The organism is Pseudomonas sp. Z1-12, assembly GCF_051132015.1.
In the GTDB taxonomy this organism is placed as follows: Bacteria; Pseudomonadota; Gammaproteobacteria; order Pseudomonadales; family Pseudomonadaceae; genus Aquipseudomonas; species Aquipseudomonas zanjanensis.
On sequence record NZ_CP071647.1, the window covers coordinates 2846476 to 2867991 of the forward strand.

General features: G+C 63.1%; 1 protein-coding gene (only partly in view). It reads left to right on the forward strand.

Annotation, left to right across the window (positions count from 1 at the left end):
- A protein-coding gene (locus J3P85_RS12370) for a non-ribosomal peptide synthase/polyketide synthase (protein WP_434706016.1) crosses the window boundary here: on the forward strand, positions 1–21516 show its 5' portion. The gene runs 7515 nt beyond the window's last position; only the first 21516 of its 29031 coding nucleotides appear in the window; it begins with the start codon at positions 1–3; its stop codon lies off the right edge, out of view.

Consider the following 21516-nt stretch of genomic DNA (forward strand, 5'->3'; position numbering starts at 1 on the left):
ATGAATCAGTCTCTCCAGCACTCGACACCTTACCCTCTGACGACAGCACAGCGGGACATCTGGCTGGACCAGATGACCAAGGGCGATTCCCCCCTGTACAACATTGGTGGCTATCTCCATATCCAGGGCGCCATCGATCCTGAGCGTTTTCAGCAGGCGGTCGACCTGCTGATTGAAAAATATGATGCCCTGCGTACGGTGTTGCACTACGGCGCCGACGGCGTGCCCATGCAGACCATGGCAGAGGCGTTGGAGGCGCGGGTTCCCGTGCTGGATTTTTCGGATCGGCCTGATCCGGAGGCAGCGGTCCATGCCTGGATGCAACAAAGGATGGCGGTCGCCATCAGGTTGGATGAAAGCCCTTTATTCCGTTTCTATCTGGCTAAACTCGGTGACTCGTCGTTTTATTTTGTGATGCACCTTCACCACATCATCCTGGACGGGTGGGGCGTCGGCTTGGTGCTCACTTCGCTGGGTGAGCTTTATGACGCCCTGGAAAACCAGCAGCCGCCTGACGTGTCGGCACCGTCCTATGTCGGCTTCATCGACGAGGATGCCCGCTATCGTGATTCCCCTCGTTTCAAGCTCGATGAGGCGTACTGGCTGGACAAATACCAGGACGTTCCGGATCCACTGTTCGTCGCGCGTCACCATGATCAGCAGCCCGGGGTCCTGGCGCCCAGTGCTCAAGCCTTGTATCGCTTCGCCCACAGCTTGAGCGACCGAATCGAGGTCTTGGCGCAAGCGCACCAGGCGTCACGTTTTTCGGTGCTGCTGGCTGCACTGTATGTCTTTTTCATACGGAGCACCCAGCGCGATGAGTTGGTGATCGGCCTGCCGATCCTGAACCGACCCAATGCAACCTTCAAGAAAACGGCGGGGTTGTTCACGCAGGTTAGTGCCGTGCGGTTCAAGTTCGCCAGCGACTTGTCATTTGGTGAGTTGATACGTGGCGTGACCCGCACACTCAAACAGGATTATCGCAACCAGCGGTTCCCCCTGAGCGAGATGAACCGTTCGCTGGAGCTGCGGCGCGACAACCGCGCGCAACTGTTCGACGTTTCATTTTCCTATGAGCAGGAAGATCGTCGGTTCATGTTCGGACAGGCGCCGGCTCATTTTGTGATGGGCTCGAACGGCCAGGAGCAGATGCCGCTGTCCATCCATATCCGCAGCAATCCGCACGACGATAATGCCTGGCTGCACTGGATCTACAACGAAAGCTACTTCCAGGCCGATGAAATCGAGTCGATGGCCGACCGATTCATGCATGTGCTGGAACAAGGCTTGCGTGACGATACGTTGCCAATCGAGGGCTTTGTTCTGCCGACCGCGACCGAAGCGGACATGCTTCAGGCCTGGAACGCGAGCGATGCGCGCACGTATGAGCATGACCACACGATCCATGGCCTGTTCGAAGCGCAGGCGCGGGCTCAAGCCGACGCGGTAGCGGTGGTGCACGAAGACCGCTGCTTGACTTATGGCGAACTCAACGCCCGGGCGAACCAGGTGGCGCACCATTTGTTGGTCCTCGGCGTCCGCCCGGACGACCGGGTGGCGATCTGTGTTGAGCGCGGTCTGGACATGATCGTCGGCCTGCTGGGCATCCTGAAGTCCGGTGCTGGTTATGTGCCGCTGGATCCGGCCTATCCTCGGGAGCGCCTGGCCTTCATGCTCGACGACAGTGCGCCGGTTGCTTTGCTCACTCAATCGACGCTGCAGGTTCAGCTGCCCGCCTTGCAAGTCCCGGTGTTGTTGCTCGACCAGGCCGAGGCGGCGGGTATCAGCGCACAGCCACGGTTCAACCCTGATGTGCGCGCCCTGGCCTCTCACCACTTGGCCTATGTGATCTATACCTCGGGATCGACCGGCCTGCCCAAGGGCGTGATGGTCGAGCACCGCAACGTCGCACGGCTGTTTTCGGCGACCCAGCCCTGGTTCGATTTTGGTCCGCAGGACGTGTGGGCGCTGTTTCATTCCTTCGCCTTCGATTTCTCGGTCTGGGAAATCTGGGGCGCGTTGACCCACGGTGGCCGCTTGCTGGTGGTGCCGCAACTGGTCAGTCGTTCCCCGCAAGACTGCTATGCGCTGCTGTGCGAAGCCGGTGTGACCGTGCTGAACCAGACGCCAAGCGCTTTCCGGCAACTGATCGCGGCCCAGGGTGAGAGCGATCTGCGCCACAGCCTGCGCCAGGTGATCTTTGGCGGCGAAGCGCTGGAAACCGGGATGCTCAAGCCGTGGTATGCCCGTGAGACCAATGCCGGGACACAGTTGGTGAACATGTACGGCATCACCGAAACAACGGTGCACGTGACGTACCGTCCGCTTGAAGCAGCCGACGCACAGTCGACCGGCGTGAGTCCCATCGGCAAGCGCATTCCCGATCTGCGCCTGTACCTGCTCGACCAGTACGGCCAACCGGTGCCGGTAGGCGTGGAGGGCGAGTTGTATGTGGGAGGCGCGGGCGTGGCGCGGGGTTACCTCAACCGGCCCGAGCTTAACGAAACGCGATTCCTCGCCGACCCGTTCGACGGCGCGGCTCATGCGCGAATGTACCGTACCGGGGACCTTGGCCGCTGGCGGAAAAACGGTGAACTGGAATACCTGGGTCGCAACGATGAACAGGTAAAGATCCGTGGTTTCCGCATTGAACTGGGTGAGATCGAGGCGAAGCTGACGGAATGCGCGCAGGTGCGCGACGCGGTGGTGATCGCCCGCGAAGACAGTCCGGGGGACAGGCGCCTGGTCGCTTATGTCGTGGCCGACGCCGGCGCGCAACTCTCGGCGGCTGACCTGCGAGACCAATTGCTGGGTCTGTTGGCGGACTACATGGTGCCGAGTGCATTCGTGTTGCTGGATGCGCTCCCACTGACGACCAACGGCAAGCTGGACCGCAAGGCGCTGCCGGCGCCTGACTCACAGGCTTATGCCCGTCGCAACTACGAAGCCCCTGAAGGCGAAGTGGAAACGGTGCTGGCCAGGCTTTGGGCCGAACTGCTCGGTGTGGAACAGGTGGGTCGACACGATCGGTTCTTCGAACTGGGCGGCCACTCGTTGCTGGCGGTCAAGCTGATCGAACGCATGCGCCAGGTCAAGCTGCATGCCGATGTGGGGGTTCTCTTCGGCCAGCCGACGTTGGCATCGCTGGCCGCCGCCACGGGTGCCAGCAATGGCATCGCCGTACCGGGCAACAGGATTGCCCATGGGGTCGAACGCATCACACCGGACATGCTGCCACTGGCAACACTGACCCAGGACGAGGTCGATCGGGTGGTCGCGGCAATACCGGGCGGCGTAGCCAACGTCCAGGATATCTACGGGCTCGTGCCGTTGCAGGAAGGCATCCTGTATCACCACCTGGCGACCGAGGAAGGCGATCCGTACCTGTTGCAGATTCTGTTGCGCATCGACAGTCGCGAACAGCTCGATGCGATTGTGCAGGCCCTGCAAGTGGCGATCGAACGCCATGACATTCTGCGCACCTCGGTGGCGTGGGAAGGCTTGGACGAGCCGGTCCAAGTGGTCTGGCGTCAGGCACGGCTGATGGTCGAAGAACTCGGGCTGGACGCGGCTGAAGGCGATATCGCCGGCCAGATGCAGCGCCGTTTCGATCCGCGCCACACCCGCTTCGACCTGCGCCAGGCGCCGATGATGCGCCTTCATTTCACCGAAGATGTCACCCACGGCAACTGGGTCGCGGTGTTGTTGTTCCATCACCTGATTGACGACGCCACCTCCCTGGGGATGTTGGGCAAGGAGATCGAGGCGCATCTGGAGGGCCGGTCGGCTGAACTGCCGGTGTCGGTGCCTTACCGCAACTATGTGGCGCAGGTGCGGTTGGCGGGAAATCAAGAACACCATGAGGCGTTCTTCAGCGAGATGCTGGGGGACATAGACGAACCGACATTGCCGTTCGGTCTGCGGGATGTGCAGGGCGACGGTGTCGGTGTCGAAGAAATCGTGTTGCCGCTGGCCGCCGACCTGGCCCAACGGCTACGTACCCAGGCACGGCGCTTGGGCGTGAGTACGGCCAGTCTGCACCACTTGGCCTGGGGTCAGGTGGTGGGGCGTTTGTCCGGTCGCCAGGAGGTGGTGTTCGGCACGGTACTGATGGGCCGCCTGCACAGTGGGCAGGAAGCCGGCCATGCCCTGGGCATGTTCGTCAACACGCTGCCCTTGCGCGTCGAGGCGGGAGGGCAGGGGGTACTGGCCGCGCTGAAAGCGACCCACGCACGGTTGGCGACCCTGCTCAGGCATGAGCACGCGCCGTTGTCCCTGGCGCAGCGTTGCAGCGGCGTCGCCGCGCCGACCCCCTTGTTCAGCGCGCTGATGAACTACCGGCAGACTGCCGTGGCGGCGCAGGCACCCAAGGAGGTCGGTGAAGGGCGTCGCTGGGCCGGGGCAGAGATTCTGAGTGGCGAAGAACGCACCAACTATCCGCTGACGCTGTCGGTGGACGATCTCGGCGACGGCTTCAGCCTGACCGTTCAAGCGGTGGTCGAAATCGGCGCGCGGCGAATCGGCGCCTATATGGAAGCGGCATTGACGAGCCTGGCGGCGGCGTTGGAGCGCGGGATTGAATCGCCACTGGCGGATTTGACGATTTTGCCGGCATTGGAGCGCGAGCAACTGCTGGTGACGTTCAACGCCACCGGGGCCGACTATCCGCAACAACAGACGATTCACGGGCTGTTCGAGGCGCAGGTGCAGCGTACGCCGGATGCCGTGGCGGTGATTCGTGGCGAGCAGCGTCTGACTTATCGTGAGTTGAACGAGCGGGCCAACCGCCTGGCCCATTACCTGCGCAAGCAGGGCGTGGAGCCCGATTCCCGAGTGGCGATCTGCGTCGAGCGCGGTATCGACATGGTCGTGGGGCTGCTGGCAATTCTCAAGGCCGGCGGCGGTTATGTGCCGCTGGATCCGGCGTATCCGTTGGATCGGATTGCCTACATGCTGGACGACAGCGCGCCGGCGGCGGTGCTGGCGCAGACGGCGACCCTTGAGTTGCTGGCAGCAGCATCGATGCCGGTGATCGATCTCGACAGTGGTTTGTGGCAGGACGAATCCATCCAGAATCCGGAGGTCGATGAGCTGACGTCCTCGCATCTGGCTTACGTCATCTACACCTCGGGTTCGACCGGTCTGCCTAAAGGCGTGATGATCGAACACCGCAATACGGTGAATTTCCTGACCTGGGCGCATCGTTCGTTTGACGCCAAAACCCTGTCGAAAACCTTGTTCTCGACCTCGCTGAACTTCGACTTGGCGGTCTATGAGTGCTTCGCACCGCTGACCTCGGGCGGCAGCATCGACGTGGTCACTAATGTGCTGGAACTGCAACAGGGCGAGCACGACATCACCCTGATCAACACCGTGCCGTCGGCGCTCAAGGCGTTGCTGGAGTCCGGCGGGGTGGGCGAGGGTGTCGATACGGTCAACGTCGCAGGGGAAGCGCTCAAGCGCAGCCTGGTGGAAGCGTTGTTCGAACAGACCCAGGTCAAGCGCCTGTGCAACCTCTACGGTCCTTCGGAAACCACGACCTATTCAAGCTGGGTGTCGATGGCCCGCGAAGACGGGTTTGCCGCGCACATCGGCAAACCGGTGGCCAACACCCAGTTCTACCTGCTGGACGAGCACAAACAACCGGTGCCGCTGGGCGTGCCGGGTGAAATCTACATCGGTGGCGCCGGGGTGGCGCGGGGTTATTTGAACCGCGACGACCTGACCGCCGAGCGTTTCCTGAAAGACCCATTCAGCAAGGTTCCCAATGCCCGCATGTACAAAACCGGCGACTTGGGTCGCTACCTGCCGGACGGCAACATCGAATACCTGGGCCGCAACGACGATCAGGTCAAGATCCGTGGTTTCCGCATCGAGCTGGGCGAGATCGAAGCCAAGCTCGCCCAGGCTCCAAATATCAACGAAACCGCAGTCCTGGCCCGTGAAGACGTGCCGGGTGACAAGCGCCTGGTGGCCTATTTCACCCAGCACTCGCTGGATGAAACAGTAGACATCGAAACCCTGCGCGCCCACCTGCAGGCATTGTTGCCGGCCTACATGGTGCCGGTGGCCTACGTGCGCCTGGCGGAATTGCCCCTGACCCCCAACGGCAAACTCGACCGCAAGGCCCTGCCAGCGCCAGCCCTCGATGCGCTGGTGACGCGTGGCTACGAAGCCCCGCTAGGCGACACCGAAATTGCCCTGGCGCAGCTCTGGCAAGACCTGCTCAAGGTCGAGCGAGTCGGTCGTTACGACCATTTCTTCGAACTGGGCGGCCATTCCCTGTTGGCGGTCACGTTGATCGAACGGATGCGCCAGGCCGGGTTGAGCGCCGATGTGCGCATATTATTCAATCAACCGACCTTGGCCGCGCTGGCCGCCGCAGTGGGCACTGGCAACGAGGTGACTGTCCCGGCAAACCTGATTCCTTTGGGTTGCGAACACATCACCCCAGCCATGCTGCCGCTGGCGACGTTGAGTCAGGAGGCCATCGACCGCATCGTATCGACGGTGCCGGGCGGTGTGCGCAACGTGCAGGACATCTATCCGCTGGCTCCCTTGCAGGAAGGCATCCTTTACCATCACCTCGCCGCTGAACATGGCGATCCCTACGTGCTGCAGGCGCAATTCGCCTTCGCCAACCGCGAGCGTCTCGACGCGTTCACCCAAGCCTTGCAGGGGGTGATCGACCGCCACGACATCTTGAGGACATCCATGGCCTGGGAAGGGCTGGACGAACCGGTGCAAGTGGTCTGGCGCAAGGCGGTACTGGGTGCTGAACACGTGGCCCTGGACCCTGAGGCGGGCGATATCCTCAGTCAGTTGAAAGCGAGCTTCGACGTCAGTCACCACCGCCTGGATATCCGCCAGGCGCCGTTGATGTGGGTTCGGTTCGCAGAGGACGCCGTCAACCAGCGTTGGCTGGCGACCCTACTGGTCCATCACATGGCGCTGGACCACACGGCGTTGGAAGTGATGCGCCACGAGATCCAGGTGCACTTGCTGGGTCAGGCCGTCCAGTTGGGCGAGGCGGTGCCTTACCGCAACTATGTGGCCCAGGTGTGCCTGGGTGTGAGTCGTGCAGAACACGAAACATTTTTCCGCGCGATGCTCGGCGACATCGACGAACCGACGCTGCCGTTCGGCTTGCAGGACGTCCGTGGCGATGGCAGCGGTATCGAGGAGGCGCAGCACGCTATCTCGACGGAGCTGAGCCGCCGTCTGCGCCTGCAGGCGCGCCAATTGGGCGTGAGCGCCGCGAGCCTGTATCACTTGGCCTGGGCCCAGGTGCTGGGTCGGGTTTCGGGGCGCGAAGACGTGGTGTTCGGCACGGTGTTGATGGGTCGGATGCAGGGCGGCGAGGGCGCTGATCGGGCATTGGGCATGTTCATCAACACCTTGCCGATCAGTGTGCGCGTCGGTGCGCAAAACGTGCGGGCCGGTGTGCTGGCGACCCATGCGCGGCTGAGCGGGCTGTTGGGCCATGAGCATGCTTCCCTGGCGTTGGCCCAGCGTTGCAGCGGCGTGGTTGCACCGACGCCATTGTTCAGTGCGTTGCTCAACTACCGTCATTCGCTCGCCGAGCCTGACGCGCTGCAAGCGTCGTCGAGCTGGGAAGGGATTGAGGAACTGAGTGGCGAAGAACGCACCAACTATCCACTGGTGCTGTCGGTGGACGATCTCGGCCAAGGCTTCAGCCTGACCGTTCAGGCGGTGGCCGAAATCGGCGCACGACGGATCGGCGCTTATATGGAAGCGGCATTGACGAGCCTGGTCGTGGCGTTGGAGGGTGCGGCTGGGGCGTCATTGGCTGATTTGACGATCTTGCCGGCGGCGGAACGTGAGCAACTGCTGGTGACATTCAACGCCACCGAGGCCGACTATTCGCGGCAGCAGACGATTCATGGGCTGTTCGAGGAACAGGTGCAGCGTACGCCGGATGCCGTCGCGGTGATTCGCGGCGAGCAACGCCTGACTTATCGTGAGTTGAACGAGCGGGCCAACCGTCTGGCCCATTACCTGCGCAAGCAGGGCGTGCAGCCGGATTCGCGGGTGGCGATCTGCGTCGAGCGCGGCATCGACATGGTCGTGGGGCTGTTGGCGATTCTCAAGGCTGGCGGCGGTTATGTGCCGCTGGACCCGGCGTATCCGCTGGACCGGATTGCCTACATGCTGGACGACAGCGCCCCAGCGGCGGTATTGGCGCAGAAGGCGACCCTCGGATTGCTGGCAGACGCATCGATGCCAGTGATCAATCTCGACAGCGGTTTGTGGCAGGACGAATCCGTCCTGAATCCCGAGGTGGCAGAGTTGACCTCCTCGCACCTGGCTTACGTCATCTACACCTCCGGTTCGACCGGTCTGCCTAAAGGCGTAATGATCGAACACCGCAACACGGTGAACTTCCTGACCTGGGCCCATCGTTCGTTCGATGACGCCACGTTGTCGAAAACCCTGTTCTCGACGTCGCTGAACTTCGACCTGGCCGTCTACGAATGCTTCGCGCCGCTGACCTCGGGCGGCAGCATCGAGGTGGTCACTAATGTGCTGGAACTGCAACAGGGCGAGCACGACATCACCCTGATCAACACCGTGCCGTCGGCGCTCAAGGCGTTGCTGGAGTCCGGCGGGTTGGGCGAGGGTGTCGATACGGTGAACGTCGCAGGGGAAGCGCTCAAGCGCAGCCTGGTGGAAGCATTGTTCGAACAGACCCAGGTCAAGCGCCTGTGCAACCTCTATGGCCCTTCGGAAACCACGACTTATTCAAGCTGGGTGTCGATGGCCCGTGAAGACGGGTTTGTCGCCCATATCGGCAAACCGGTGGCCAACACCCAGTTCTACCTGCTGGACGAGCACAAACAACCGGTGCCGATGGGCGTGCCGGGTGAAATCTATATCGGTGGCGCCGGGGTGGCGCGGGGTTATTTGAACCGCGACGACCTGACCGCCGAGCGTTTCCTGAAAGACCCATTCAGTAATGTTCCCAATGCCCGCATGTACAAAACCGGCGACTTGGGTCGCTACCTGCCGGACGGCAACATCGAATACCTGGGTCGCAACGACGATCAGGTCAAGATCCGCGGTTTCCGCATCGAGCTGGGCGAGATCGAAGCCAAGCTCGCTCAACACGAGGCCTTGAACGAAACCGTGGTGCTGGCCCGTGAAGACGTGCCGGGCGACAAGCGCCTGGTGGCCTATTTCACTCAGCATTCGTCGGGCGAAGTGCTGGACATCGAAGCCCTGCGCGCGCACCTGCAAGCACAGTTGCCGGCCTATATGGTGCCGGTGGCCTACGTGCGCCTGGATGCCTTGCCACTGACCCCCAACGGCAAGCTCGACCGCAAGGCCCTGCCGGCGCCAGACCTCGATGCGCTGGTGACGCGTGGCTACGAAGCCCCGCACGGCGAGGTTGAAACCACCCTGGCGCGGATCTGGCAAGACCTGCTGGGCCTGCAACAGGTCGGTCGCCACGATCACTTCTTCGAACTGGGCGGGCATTCGCTGTTGGCCGTCAGCCTGATCGAGCGGATGCGCCAGGCCGGCTTGAGCGCCGACGTGCGCATCTTGTTCGGGCAACCAACCCTCGGGGCGTTGGCGGCGGCAGTGGGCGGCAGCAACGAAATCGTGGTGCCAGTCAATCGGATTACGCCCGACTGCGAGCGGATCACGCCCGACATGCTGACGCTGACAAGCCTCGACCAGGATGCCATCGACCGCATCGTGTCGACCGTGCCGGGTGGTGCGCGCAACGTGCAGGACATCTATCCGTTGGCGCCGCTGCAGGAAGGCATTCTTTATCATCACCTGGCCGCCGAACAAGGTGACCCCTACGTGCTGCAGGCGCAGTTTGCCTTTGACAGCCGCGAACGCCTCGACGCGTTCACCCAGGCCCTGCAAAGCGTCATTGACCGCCACGACATCTTGAGGACATCCATGGCCTGGGAAGGGCTGGACGAACCGGTGCAAGTGGTCTGGCGCAAGGCGGTATTGGGTATTGAGCACGTCGTCCCGCAGCATGAGGACGGTGACATTCTCAGCCAGTTGAAGGCGAGCTTCGACGTCAGTCACCAGCGCCTGGATATCCGCCAGGCGCCGTTGATGGGCGTCCGGTTCGCAGAGGACACCGTCAACCAGCGTTGGGTGGCGACGTTGCTGTTCCATCACATGGCGCTCGACCACACGGCGCTGGAAGTGGTGCGGCACGAGATGCAGGCGTACCTGCTGGGCCAGGCCGGCCAGTTGGGCGAGGCGGTGCCTTACCGCAACTATGTGGCCCAGGTATGCCTGGGTGTGAGTCGTGAAGAACACGAAGGGTTTTTCCGTGCGATGCTCGGCGACATCGACGAACCGACGCTGCCGTTCGGTCTGCAGGATGTCCTTGGCGATGGCAGCGGTATCGAGGAAGCCCGACAGGCTATCGCGTCCGACTTGAGTCGACGCCTGCGTACCCAGGCCCGCCGCTTGGGGGTGAGTGCGGCAGCCTTGCATCACCTGGCCTGGGCCCAGGTACTGGGCCGGGTCTCGGGTCGTGAAGACGTGGTGTTCGGCACGGTGCTGATGGGTCGGATGCAGGGTGGCGAGGGTGCCGACCGCGCATTGGGGATGTTCATCAACACCTTGCCGATTGGCGTGCAGGTCGGTGCGCAAAGTGTGCGGGCCGGCGTGCTGGCGACCCATGCGCGCCTGAGTGGGCTGCTGGGGCATGAGCATGCCTCCCTGGCGTTGGCCCAACGTTGCAGCGGCGTCATGGCGCCGACGCCGTTGTTCAGCGCGTTGCTCAATTACCGACATTCGGTCGCCGAGCCCATCGCGCTGCGAACCTCGTCAGCCTGGCAAGGCATCGAAGCACTGGGTAGCGAAGAACGCACCAATTATCCGCTGACGATGAGCGTCGATGACCTGGGTGAAGACTTCAGCCTGACGGTGCTGGTCGAGTCCCGGATCGGTGCCCAACGCATCTGTGGCTATATGCAAGTGGCGTTGGAAAGCCTGGTCGACGCGCTGGAACATACACCACAGACGCCGCTGCACAGCCTGGCAATCTTGCCGCCGGCCGAACGCAAGCAATTGCTCGAGACCTGGAATGCGACAGGGGCGACCTATACCCATGACCTGCTGATCCATCGGCAGTTCGAAGCCCAGGCCGCGGCCAACCCGCAAGCGGTGGCGGTGGTGTATGCAGACCAGGCGCTGACCTACGGCGAACTCGACGCCCGTGCGAACCAGCTCGCGCATCACCTCTTGGCTTTGGGCGTCCGGCCGGACGACCGGGTGGCGATCTGTGTCGAGCGGAGCCTGGAAATGGTCGTCGGCCTGTTGGGCGTGCTGAAGGCCGGGGCCGGCTATGTCCCCGTGGACCCGGCGTATCCGGCGGAACGTATTGCCTATCTGCTGCAGGACAGCGCACCGGTTGCGGTGTTGGCGCAGACCGTCACCCAGGGTTCGCTGGCCGCTGGTTCGGTGCCAGTCATCAATCTCGATAGCGGCGATTGGCAGGACGAATCCGTCTCCAGCCCCGAGGTGCCGGGGCTCGAAGCCCATCACCTGGCGTATGTGATCTACACGTCCGGCTCGACCGGCCTGCCCAAGGGCGTGATGGTCGAGCATCGCAACCTCAGCAACCTGGTGGGCTGGCATTGCCAGGCCTTCGATGTGAAACGCGGCAGCCGCACCTCCAGTGTCGCCGGTTTCGGTTTCGATGCGGCGGCCTGGGAGATCTGGCCTTCGTTGTGCGCGGGGGCGACGTTGCTGTTACCGCCGGCCCAGGCGGGCAGCGAGGACGTCGGCGCGCTGCTCGACTGGTGGCAGGCCCAGGCGCTGGACGTGTGCTTCCTGCCCACGCCCATTGCCGAATACGCGTTTGGCCGCAACCTGGGACACGATCAATTGCGCACCTTGCTGATTGGCGGTGACCGCTTGCGCAAACTGCCGGCCGATCTGCCTTTCGAACTGATCAACAACTACGGCCCCACGGAAACGACAGTGGTGGCCACCTCGGGGCGGATCGATGCCTCGCAAGCGGTGCTGCATATCGGCAGGCCGGTGGCCAACACCCAGGTCTACCTGCTCGATGCCCACCTGCAACCGGTTCCGGTCGGCGTCGCGGGTGAGCTGTACATTGGTGGCGCCGGGGTTGCGCGGGGTTATTTGAACCGTGCGCAATTGACCGCCGAGCGTTTTGTGAAGGACCCGTTCAGCACCGTGCAGGAGGCGCGGATGTACCGCACCGGTGACCTGGGGCGCTATTTGCCGGACGGCAACATCGACTACCTGGGGCGCAACGACAGCCAACTGAAGATTCGCGGCTTGCGCATCGAGTTGGGTGAAATAGAAGCCAGGCTCGGCGCGTGCGCCGGAGTCCGGGAGGCCGTTGTCGTCGCGGTGGGAGGGGCCCCGGATGACCAGCGCCTGGTGGCGTACTACACGGCACACGACAGCCTGGACCAAGGGCTGACAGCCGACAACCTGCGCGAACAACTGCAGGTGCACTTGCCCGGCCACATGGTGCCGGCGGCCTACATGCGCCTGGACGCCTTGCCCCTGACCCCGAACGGTAAACTCGACCGTCGGGCCTTGCCGGTTCCTGACAGTGATGCCTATTCAGGCCGTGGTTATGAAGCCCCGCAAGGCGAGGTCGAAACGGCGCTGGCGCGGATCTGGTCCGAGCTGCTCAAGGTCGAGCAGGTGGGTCGTTACGATAATTTCTTTGAGCTGGGCGGGCATTCGCTCATGGCGGTCAGCCTGATCGAGCGGATGCGCCAGGTCGGCTTGAGTGCCGACGTGCGCGTGCTGTTCAGCCAACCGACCCTGGCCGCGCTGGCCGCCGCCGTCGGCAGTGGCTGCGAGGTCAGCGTCCCGGCGAACTTGATTCCCTTGGACTGTGAGCACATCACCCCGGCGATGCTGCCGCTGGTTGCTCTGGACCCGCACGCTATCGAGCGCATCGTATCGACCGTACCGGGCGGTGCGCGCAATGTGCAGGACATCTATCCGCTGGCTCCCTTGCAGGAAGGCATTCTTTACCATCACCTCTCGGCCGAGCAGGGCGATCCCTATCTGCTCCAGACGCTGTTCGCTTTCGAGACCCACGGGCGCCTGGAGGACTTCTCGCGCGCGTTGCAACAGGTGATCGATCGTCACGACATTCTCAGGACATCGATACGTTGGGAAGGGTTCGAGCAACCCTTGCAGATCGTCTGGCGCAAAGCCCTGTTGAGACGGCAAGAGGTCGCGCTGGACCCGGTCGACGGCGATGCCGCGACGCAACTGCATGAGCGTTTCGATTCCCGGCATCACCGTCTGGATATTACCCAGGCACCGATGCTGCGTCTTGTGCATGCCTACGACACGGATAATGACCGCTGGCTGGCGATGTTGCTGTTCCACCACATGACGCTGGACCACACCGCACTGGAAGTGCTGCAACACGAAATACAGGCCTGTTTCTCGGGAGAGGTCGAACAGTTGGGCGCCGCGGTGCCTTACCGCAACTATGTGGCTCAGGCCCGCCTGGGGGTGAGCAGCGGCGCCCACGAAGGTTTTTTCCGCGACATGCTCAGCGACGTCGACGAACCGACGCTGCCGTTCGAGTTGCAGGATGTGCAAGGCGATGGCAGCGGCATCGAGGAGGTCCGCCAGGACGTCGAGCCTGGCCTCAGCCGCCGGCTGCGGGCCCAGGCGCGTCAGCTCGGGGTGAGCGCGGCGAGCTTGTATCACCTGGTTTGGGCGCAAGTCCTGGGCAAGGTGTCGGGCAAGGACGATGTGGTGTTCGGCACGGTGCTGATGGGGCGGATGCAGGGTGGCGAGGGCGCCGATCGGGCGCTGGGCATGTTCATCAATACGCTGCCCTTGCGGGTGAGTGTGGCGCAAGCCAGCATCCGTGCCGGCGTCAAGGCCACCCATGTGCAATTGACTGCGTTACTGGGGCACGAGCACGCCTCATTGGCGCTGGCGCAACGTTGCAGTGGCGTGCAAGCGCCAACCCCATTGTTCAGTGCCTTGCTCAACTATCGCCATACCGGGGCGACCACCGCGATCGAGCTATTGCCGGCCTGGAACGGTATCCAGGTGCTCAGTAGCGAGGAGCGGACCAACTACCCGTTGACGTTGTCGGTGGACGACCAGGGCGAAGCGTTCAGCTTTACCGTCATGACCCCGGCCCGCATTGGTGCGCAGCGGCTTTGTGGTTATGTGCGGCACACCCTGGAAAACCTGGTCCGCATGCTCGAGCAGCAGCCGGACATGCCCTTGCAGCAATTGTCGATCCTGCCGGCCTTGGAACGTGAGCAATTGCTGGTGACGTTCAACGCCACCGAGGCCAATTATCCGCAGCAGCAGACGATTCATGGGCTGTTTGAAGAGCAAGTGCAGCGTACGTCGGAGGCCGTGGCGGTGATCTGTGGCGAGCAGAGCCTGAGCTATGGGGACCTGAACGAACGGGCCAACCGTCTGGCCCATTACCTGCGTAAGCAAGGTGTACAGCCGGATTCGCGAGTGGCGATCTGTGTCGAGCGCGGCATCGACATGGTCGTGGGCCTGCTGGCAATTCTCAAGGCCGGTGGCGGTTATGTGCCGCTGGATCCGGCGTATCCGTTGGATCGGATTGCCTACATGCTGGAAGACAGTGCGCCGGCGGCGGTGTTGGCCCAGGCGGCGACCCTCGGGTTGCTGGCAGACGCATCGATGCCAGTGATCGATTTGGACAGCGGGCTGTGGCAGGACGAGTCTATCCTGAATCCAGAGATCAAGGCGCTGATCTCCTCGCACTTGGCTTACGTCATCTACACCTCGGGTTCGACCGGTCTGCCTAAAGGCGTGATGATCGAACACCGCAATACGGTGAACTTCCTCACTTGGGCGCATTGCTCATTTGACGCTCAAACCCTGTCGAAAACCTTGTTCTCGACGTCGCTGAACTTCGACCTGGCGGTCTACGAATGCTTCGCCCCGTTGACCTCGGGTGGCCGCATCGACGTGGTCACTAATGTGCTGGAACTGCAACAGGGCGAGCACGACATCACCTTGATCAATACGGTGCCGTCGGCGCTCAAGGCGTTGCTGGAGTCCGGCGGGTTGGGCGAGGGCGTCGACACGGTTAATGTCGCCGGTGAAGCGCTCAAGCGCAGCTTGGTGGAAGCGTTGTTCGAACAGACCCAGGTCAAGCGCCTATGCAACCTCTACGGCCCTTCGGAAACCACGACCTATTCAAGCTGGGTGTCGATGGCCCGCGAAGACGGGTTTGCCGCGCACATCGGTAAACCGGTGGCCAACACCCAGTTCTACTTGCTGGACGAGCACAAACAACCGGTGCCGTTGGGCGTGCCGGGCGAAATCTACATCGGTGGTGCCGGGGTCGCTCGCGGTTATCTCAATCGTGATGACCTGACGGCTGAGCGTTTCCTCAAGGATCCGTTCAGCAAAGCTTCAAACGCCCGCATGTACAAAACCGGCGACTTGGGTCGCTACCTGCCGGACGGCAACATCGAGTACCTGGGCCGAAATGACGACCAAGTGAAGATTCGCGGTTTCCGCATTGAATTGGGCGAGATCGAAGCCAAACTTGCCCGACACGATGCGCTGAAGGAAGCCGTGGTCCTGGCCCGTGAAGACGTGCCGGGCGACAAGCGCCTGGTGGCCTATTTCACCCAGCACTCGGCAGACGAAGCGCTGGACATTCAAATCCTGCGCACGCACCTGCAAGCGCAATTGCCGGCCTACATGGTGCCGGCCGCCTACGTGCGCCTCGACGCATTGCCATTGACACCGAACGGCAAACTCGACCGCAAGGCCCTGCCTGCACCGGATCTCGATGCCGTTATCTCCCGTGGCTACGAAGCGCCGCAAGGCGAGGTCGAGGTCACCCTGTCGCACATCTGGTCCGAGTTGCTCAAGGTCGAGCGCGTCGGTCGCCACGACCATTTCTTCGAACTGGGCGGGCATTCGCTGCTGGCGGTCACGCTGATCGAGCGGATGCGCCAGGCCGGCTTGAGCGCCGACGTGCGTATCCTGTTCGGCCAGCCCACCCTCGCCGCGTTGGCGGCGGCCGTGGGTGGCGGCGGTGAAATCGACGTGCCGGCCAACGGCATCCCGTTCGGCTGCGAGCGGATCACCCCTGACATGCTGACGCTGACCAGCCTCGACCAGGACGCCATCGATCTCATCGTGTCGACCGTGCCGGGTGGGGCGCGCAACGTGCAAGAGATTTACCCGGTGGCACCGCTGCAGGAAGGCATCCTTTACCATCACCTGTCGGCCGAGCAGGGCGATCCCTATGTCTTGCAGGCGCAGTTTGCCTTCGACAGCCGCGAGCGCCTCGATGCTTTCACCCAGGCCCTGCAAAGCGTCATCGACCGTCATGACATCTTGCGCACCGCCATTCTCTGGGAAGGTCTCGACGAGCCTCGACAAGTGGTCTGGCGCGAAGCGCGGCTGGGGCTTGAAGAACTGGCGCTGGACCCACAGGCCGGAGCGATCACCCAACAGCTGCAACACCGTTTCGATCCCCGGCACTACGCCTTGGACATGACCCAGGCACCGCTGATGCGCCTGGCCTTTGCACAAGACACGCCCAACCAGCGCTGGCTGGCGATGCTGTTGTTCCATCACATCGCGCTTGATCATGCGGCGCTGAAAGTCGTACAGGTCGAGATGCAGGCGTACCTGTTGGGGCAAGCCGGTCAATTGGACGTCCCGGTGCCGTATCGCAACTACGTGGCCCAGGCTTGCCTGGGGGTGGATCGTGAGGCGCAGGAAGGGTTCTTCCGCGACATGCTTGGCGATGTCGACGAACCCACGCTGCCGTTCGGTTTGCAGCAGGTGCAGGGTGACGGCCATGACATCGAGGATGCGAGCCTGGTGCTCGACAGCGATTTGAGTCGGCGGCTGCGGCGCCTGGCACGCCAGTCGGGCGTGGGGGTCGCGAGCTTGCATCACTTGGCTTGGGCGCAGGTGTTGGGGCAGGCGTCCGGCAAGCAGGACGTGGTGTTCGGTACCGTGCTGATGGGCCGGATGCAGGGCGGCCAGGGCGCTGACCGTGCGTTGGGCATGTTCATCAACACCTTGCCGATTCGCGTGAGCGTTGGCGACCAGGACGTCAAGGCCGGCGTCAAGGCGGTCCACGGGCAACTGACCGCACTGTTGGGCCACGAGCACGCCTCGCTGGCCCTGGCCCAGCGTTGCAGCGGCGTGGTCGCGCCACTGCCGCTGTTCAGCGCCTTGTTGAACTACCGCAACTCCAGCGAACAGGCCGATACCGAGGCGGCGCTGTCGGCCTGGCATGGCATTGAGACGCTGGGTGGCCAAGCACGCACCAACTACCCATTGACGCTGTGTGTCGACGACTTGGGTGAAGATTTCGCCCTGACCGTCCTGGCCACGAGCGGTGTCGGTGCGCAGCGGGTCTGTGCCTACATGGCGACCGCGCTGCAAAGCCTGGCCACGGCATTGGAATCCACCCCTGCATCGCGCTTGCAGACGCTGGCGGTACTGCCGCAAGCCGAGCGCCAACAGATACTGACCGACTTCAACGCCACCACCCGGCGCTATCCCCAGGACAGGACCGTCCACGGCCTGTTCGAGGCGCAGGCCCAGGAACGTCCGCAAGCCATTGCCGCCGTACACAATGCGCAACGCCTGACCTATGCCGAATTGAACCGCCGGGCCAATCGCCTGGCCCGTCATCTGGTCGGCCTTGGTGTGCAACCGGGTGATCGGGTGGCGATTGCACTGGAGCGTTCGCTCGAGCTGCTGGTCAGCCAACTGGCGATCCTCAAGTGTGCCGCTGCCTACGTCCCGCTGGATGTCAGCGCGCCGCTGGAGCGGCAACAGTTCATGGTGCAGGACAGCGGGGCGAAAATCGTGCTGACGTCGAGCACCGTGCTAGCGCCTGAAGCCTCGCTACGGGTGGATCTGGATACGCTGGTCTTCGACGAGGCCGCTGATAACCTCGACCTGGTGCAAAGCAGCGAATCGGTGGCCTACATCATGTACACCTCCGGTTCCACTGGCACACCGAAAGGAGTGCTGGTGCCGCACCGGGCGATCAACCGATTGGTGATCAACAACGGCTACGCCGATTTCAACGCCCAGGACCGGGTCGCCTTCGCCTCCAACCCGGCGTTCGACGCCAGCACCCTCGATGTCTGGGCACCGTTGCTCAATGGCGGTTGCGTGGTGGTGGTCGACCAGGACGTGTTGCTGTCCCAGGCGGATTTCCACGCGCTGTTGCTCGAACAATCGATCAGCGTGTTGTGGATGACCGCCGGCCTGTTCCATCAATACGCCGCCGGGCTGACGACGGCGTTCGCCCAGTTGCGCTACTTGATCGTTGGTGGCGATGTACTCGACCCAGCCGTGATCGGCCGCGTCCTGAAAGAAGGCGCGCCGGCTCATCTGCTCAACGGTTACGGCCCGACCGAAGCCACCACCTTCACCACCACCTACGAAATCAAGCAGGTGGGCGAGGGCGGTATTCCCATCGGTCGTCCGATTGGCAATACCCACGTCTATGTGCTGGACGCCAATCAACAACCGGTGCCCATCGGCGTGGCCGGCGAGTTGTACATCGGTGGCGACGGCGTGGCGAAAGGGTATTTGAATCGCCCTGAGCTGACCGTCGAGAAGTTCGTCGCCGACCCGTTCAATGCCGATCCGGATGCGTTGCTGTACCGCACCGGCGACCTGGCGCGCTGGCGTGCGGACGGCACGGTGGATTACCTGGGGCGTAACGACGACCAGGTGAAGATCCGTGGTTTCCGTATCGAGTTGGGCGAGATCGAAGCCCGGTTGGCCGCGCAGGATGACGTCAAGGACGTCGTGGTGCTGGTGCTTGAAGACGTTCCGGGTGAGAAACGCCTGGTGGCGTACTTCACGCCGCGGGACCTGGACGTTGCGCCGCACATCGAGACCCTGCGTAGTCATCTGCAGGGGCAATTGCCGGACTACATGATTCCGGTGGCCTATGTTCGCCTCGACGGACTGCCGTTGACCGCCAACGGCAAACTGGATCGCCGTGCACTGCCGGCGCCGGACAGCGACGCCTACGTCAGCCGTGAATATGAAGCGCCGCAAGGCGAGGTCGAGCAGTTACTGGCCCAACTCTGGGCCGAGCTGCTCAGGGTTGACCAGGTCGGTCGCCACGACAATTTCTTCGAGTTGGGCGGTCATTCGCTGCTGGCGGTCACGCTGATCGAACGCATGCGCCAGGCCGGCTTGAGCGCCGACGTGCGGGTGCTGTTCAGCCAGCCGACCTTGGCCGCGCTGGGCGCGGCCATCGGCAGTGGTCGGGAGGTGGATGTCCCGGTAAACCGGATTGTCCCGGCCTGTGAACGGATCACCCCGGACATGCTCACGCTGATCCAGCTTGATCAGGCGGCCATTGACCGGGTCGTGGCGACGGTGCCAGGAGGGGCGCCGAACGTGCAGGACATCTACCCGCTGGCGCCGCTGCAGGACGGCATTCTTTACCATCACCTGGCCGCCGAGCAGGGCGACCCCTATGTCTTGAAAACCGTGTTCGAACTGCAAAGTCGCGACCGGCTGGTGGCGTTTGTGGACGCGCTGCAATACGTCATCGACCGGCACGACATCCTGCGCACCAGTGTGGTGTGGCAAGGCTTCGATACGCCGATCCAAGTGGTGTGGCGCGAAGCGAAACTGCATCTGGAAGAGATCGCCCTGGACATTGCCGAGGGCGAGATCGCGGCGCAGTTGCAGAACGGTTTCGACCCGCAGCACTACAGGCTGGACATCACCCAGGCCCCCCTGATGCGCCTGGTCTTTGCCGAAGACGCGATCAACCAGCGCTGGGTGGCGGTGTTGTTGTTCCACCACATGGCCCTCGACCACACGGCGCTGGAAGTGGTGCAGCAAGAGATGCAGGCGCACCTGCTGGGCCAGGCCGACCAACTGGCCGTGGCGATGCCGTACCGCAACTATGTGGCGCAAGCGCACCTGGGTGTGAGTCAACAAGAGCACGAAGGGTTTTTCCGCGAGATGCTCGGCGATGTCGACGAACCGACGCTGCCGTTCGGCTTGCAGGACGTGAGCGGCGAGGGGCAGGACATCGAGCATGCCCGGCACGTTGTCGAGGCGACCTTGAGCCTGCGTCTGCGGGCACAAGCACGGCAGTTGGGCGTGAGTGCCGCCAGCCTGGTTCACCTGGCCTGGGCGCAGGTACTGGGGCGTGTGTCGGGCAAGGACGATGTGGTGTTCGGTACGGTCCTGCTGGGGCGGATGCAGGGCGGCGATGGCGCCGACCGGGCGCTGGGCATGTTCATCAACACCTTGCCGTTGCGGATCGAAGTAAGCAGCCAAGGCGTGCGCGATGGGGTGAAAGCCACTCACGCACGGCTGACCGGGTTGTTGGGCCATGAACACGCCTCGCTGGCCTTGGCCCAGCGTTGCAGTGGCGTGGTCGCGCCGCTGCCGCTGTTCAGCGCGCTGCTCAATTATCGGCACAGCGCCAGCGCTGCGGCCGAGGTCTCGAATGAAACCCTGGCCGCGTGGCAGGGCATCGAGTTCCTGGGCAACGAAGAACGGACCAATTACCCACTGACCCTGTCGGTGGATGACCTGGGCGACGGCTTCATATTGAGCGCCCTGGTGTTGCAAGGAGTGGGTGCCTCTCGTATCTGCGCCTACATGCACACGGCCCTGGAAAGCCTGGTGCAGGCCCTCGAACACGCGCCCCAGACACCACTCAACCGCCTGGAGATCCTGCCGGAAACCGAACGTAACCAACTGCTGGTGGATTTCAACGCCACCAAGCGTGCCTATCCGCAGGAGCAGACCGTCCTGGCCCTGTTCGAGGCCCAGGCCGCGCACCTGCCACACGTGATTGCAGTGGTGCATGGACCGCGGCACGTGAGTTACGGGGAGTTGAACGAGCGGGCCATTCGACTGGCCCATCACCTGATCGGCCTCGGTGTGCAACCGGATGACTGCGTCGCGATCCTGTTGCCCCGTTCCATCGAGTTGCTGGCCAGTCAGTTGGCGATCCTCAAGTGCGCGGCGGCCTATGTGCCCTTGGACCGCAACGCCTCCCTGGAACGTCAAAGGTTCATGCTCGACGATTGCCAGGCCCAGTGCCTGCTGACACTCAGTACCGAGACCGTGCCGGAAGGCGCGCGGCGCATCGACCTGGACACGTTGGACAGCCAGGGCCCGGTGCACAACCCGGCATTGGCGCAGCCCAGTGAATCGATCGCCTACATCATGTACACCTCGGGGTCCACCGGCACCCCGAAAGGCGTGCTGGTTCCCCATCGGGCCATCAACCGCCTGGTGATCAACAACGGTTACGCCGATTTCAACGAGCACGACCGCATCGCCTTCGCTTCCAACCCGGCGTTCGACGCCAGCACCATGGACGTCTGGGGCGCCTTGCTCAATGGCGGGCAAGTGGTGGTGATCGACCATGAAACCCTGCTGGAACCTGCGCGGTTTGCCCAGGTGCTGAAGGATTCGGGGGTCACGGTGCTGTTCGTGACCACGGCGATCTTCAACCAGTACGTGCAA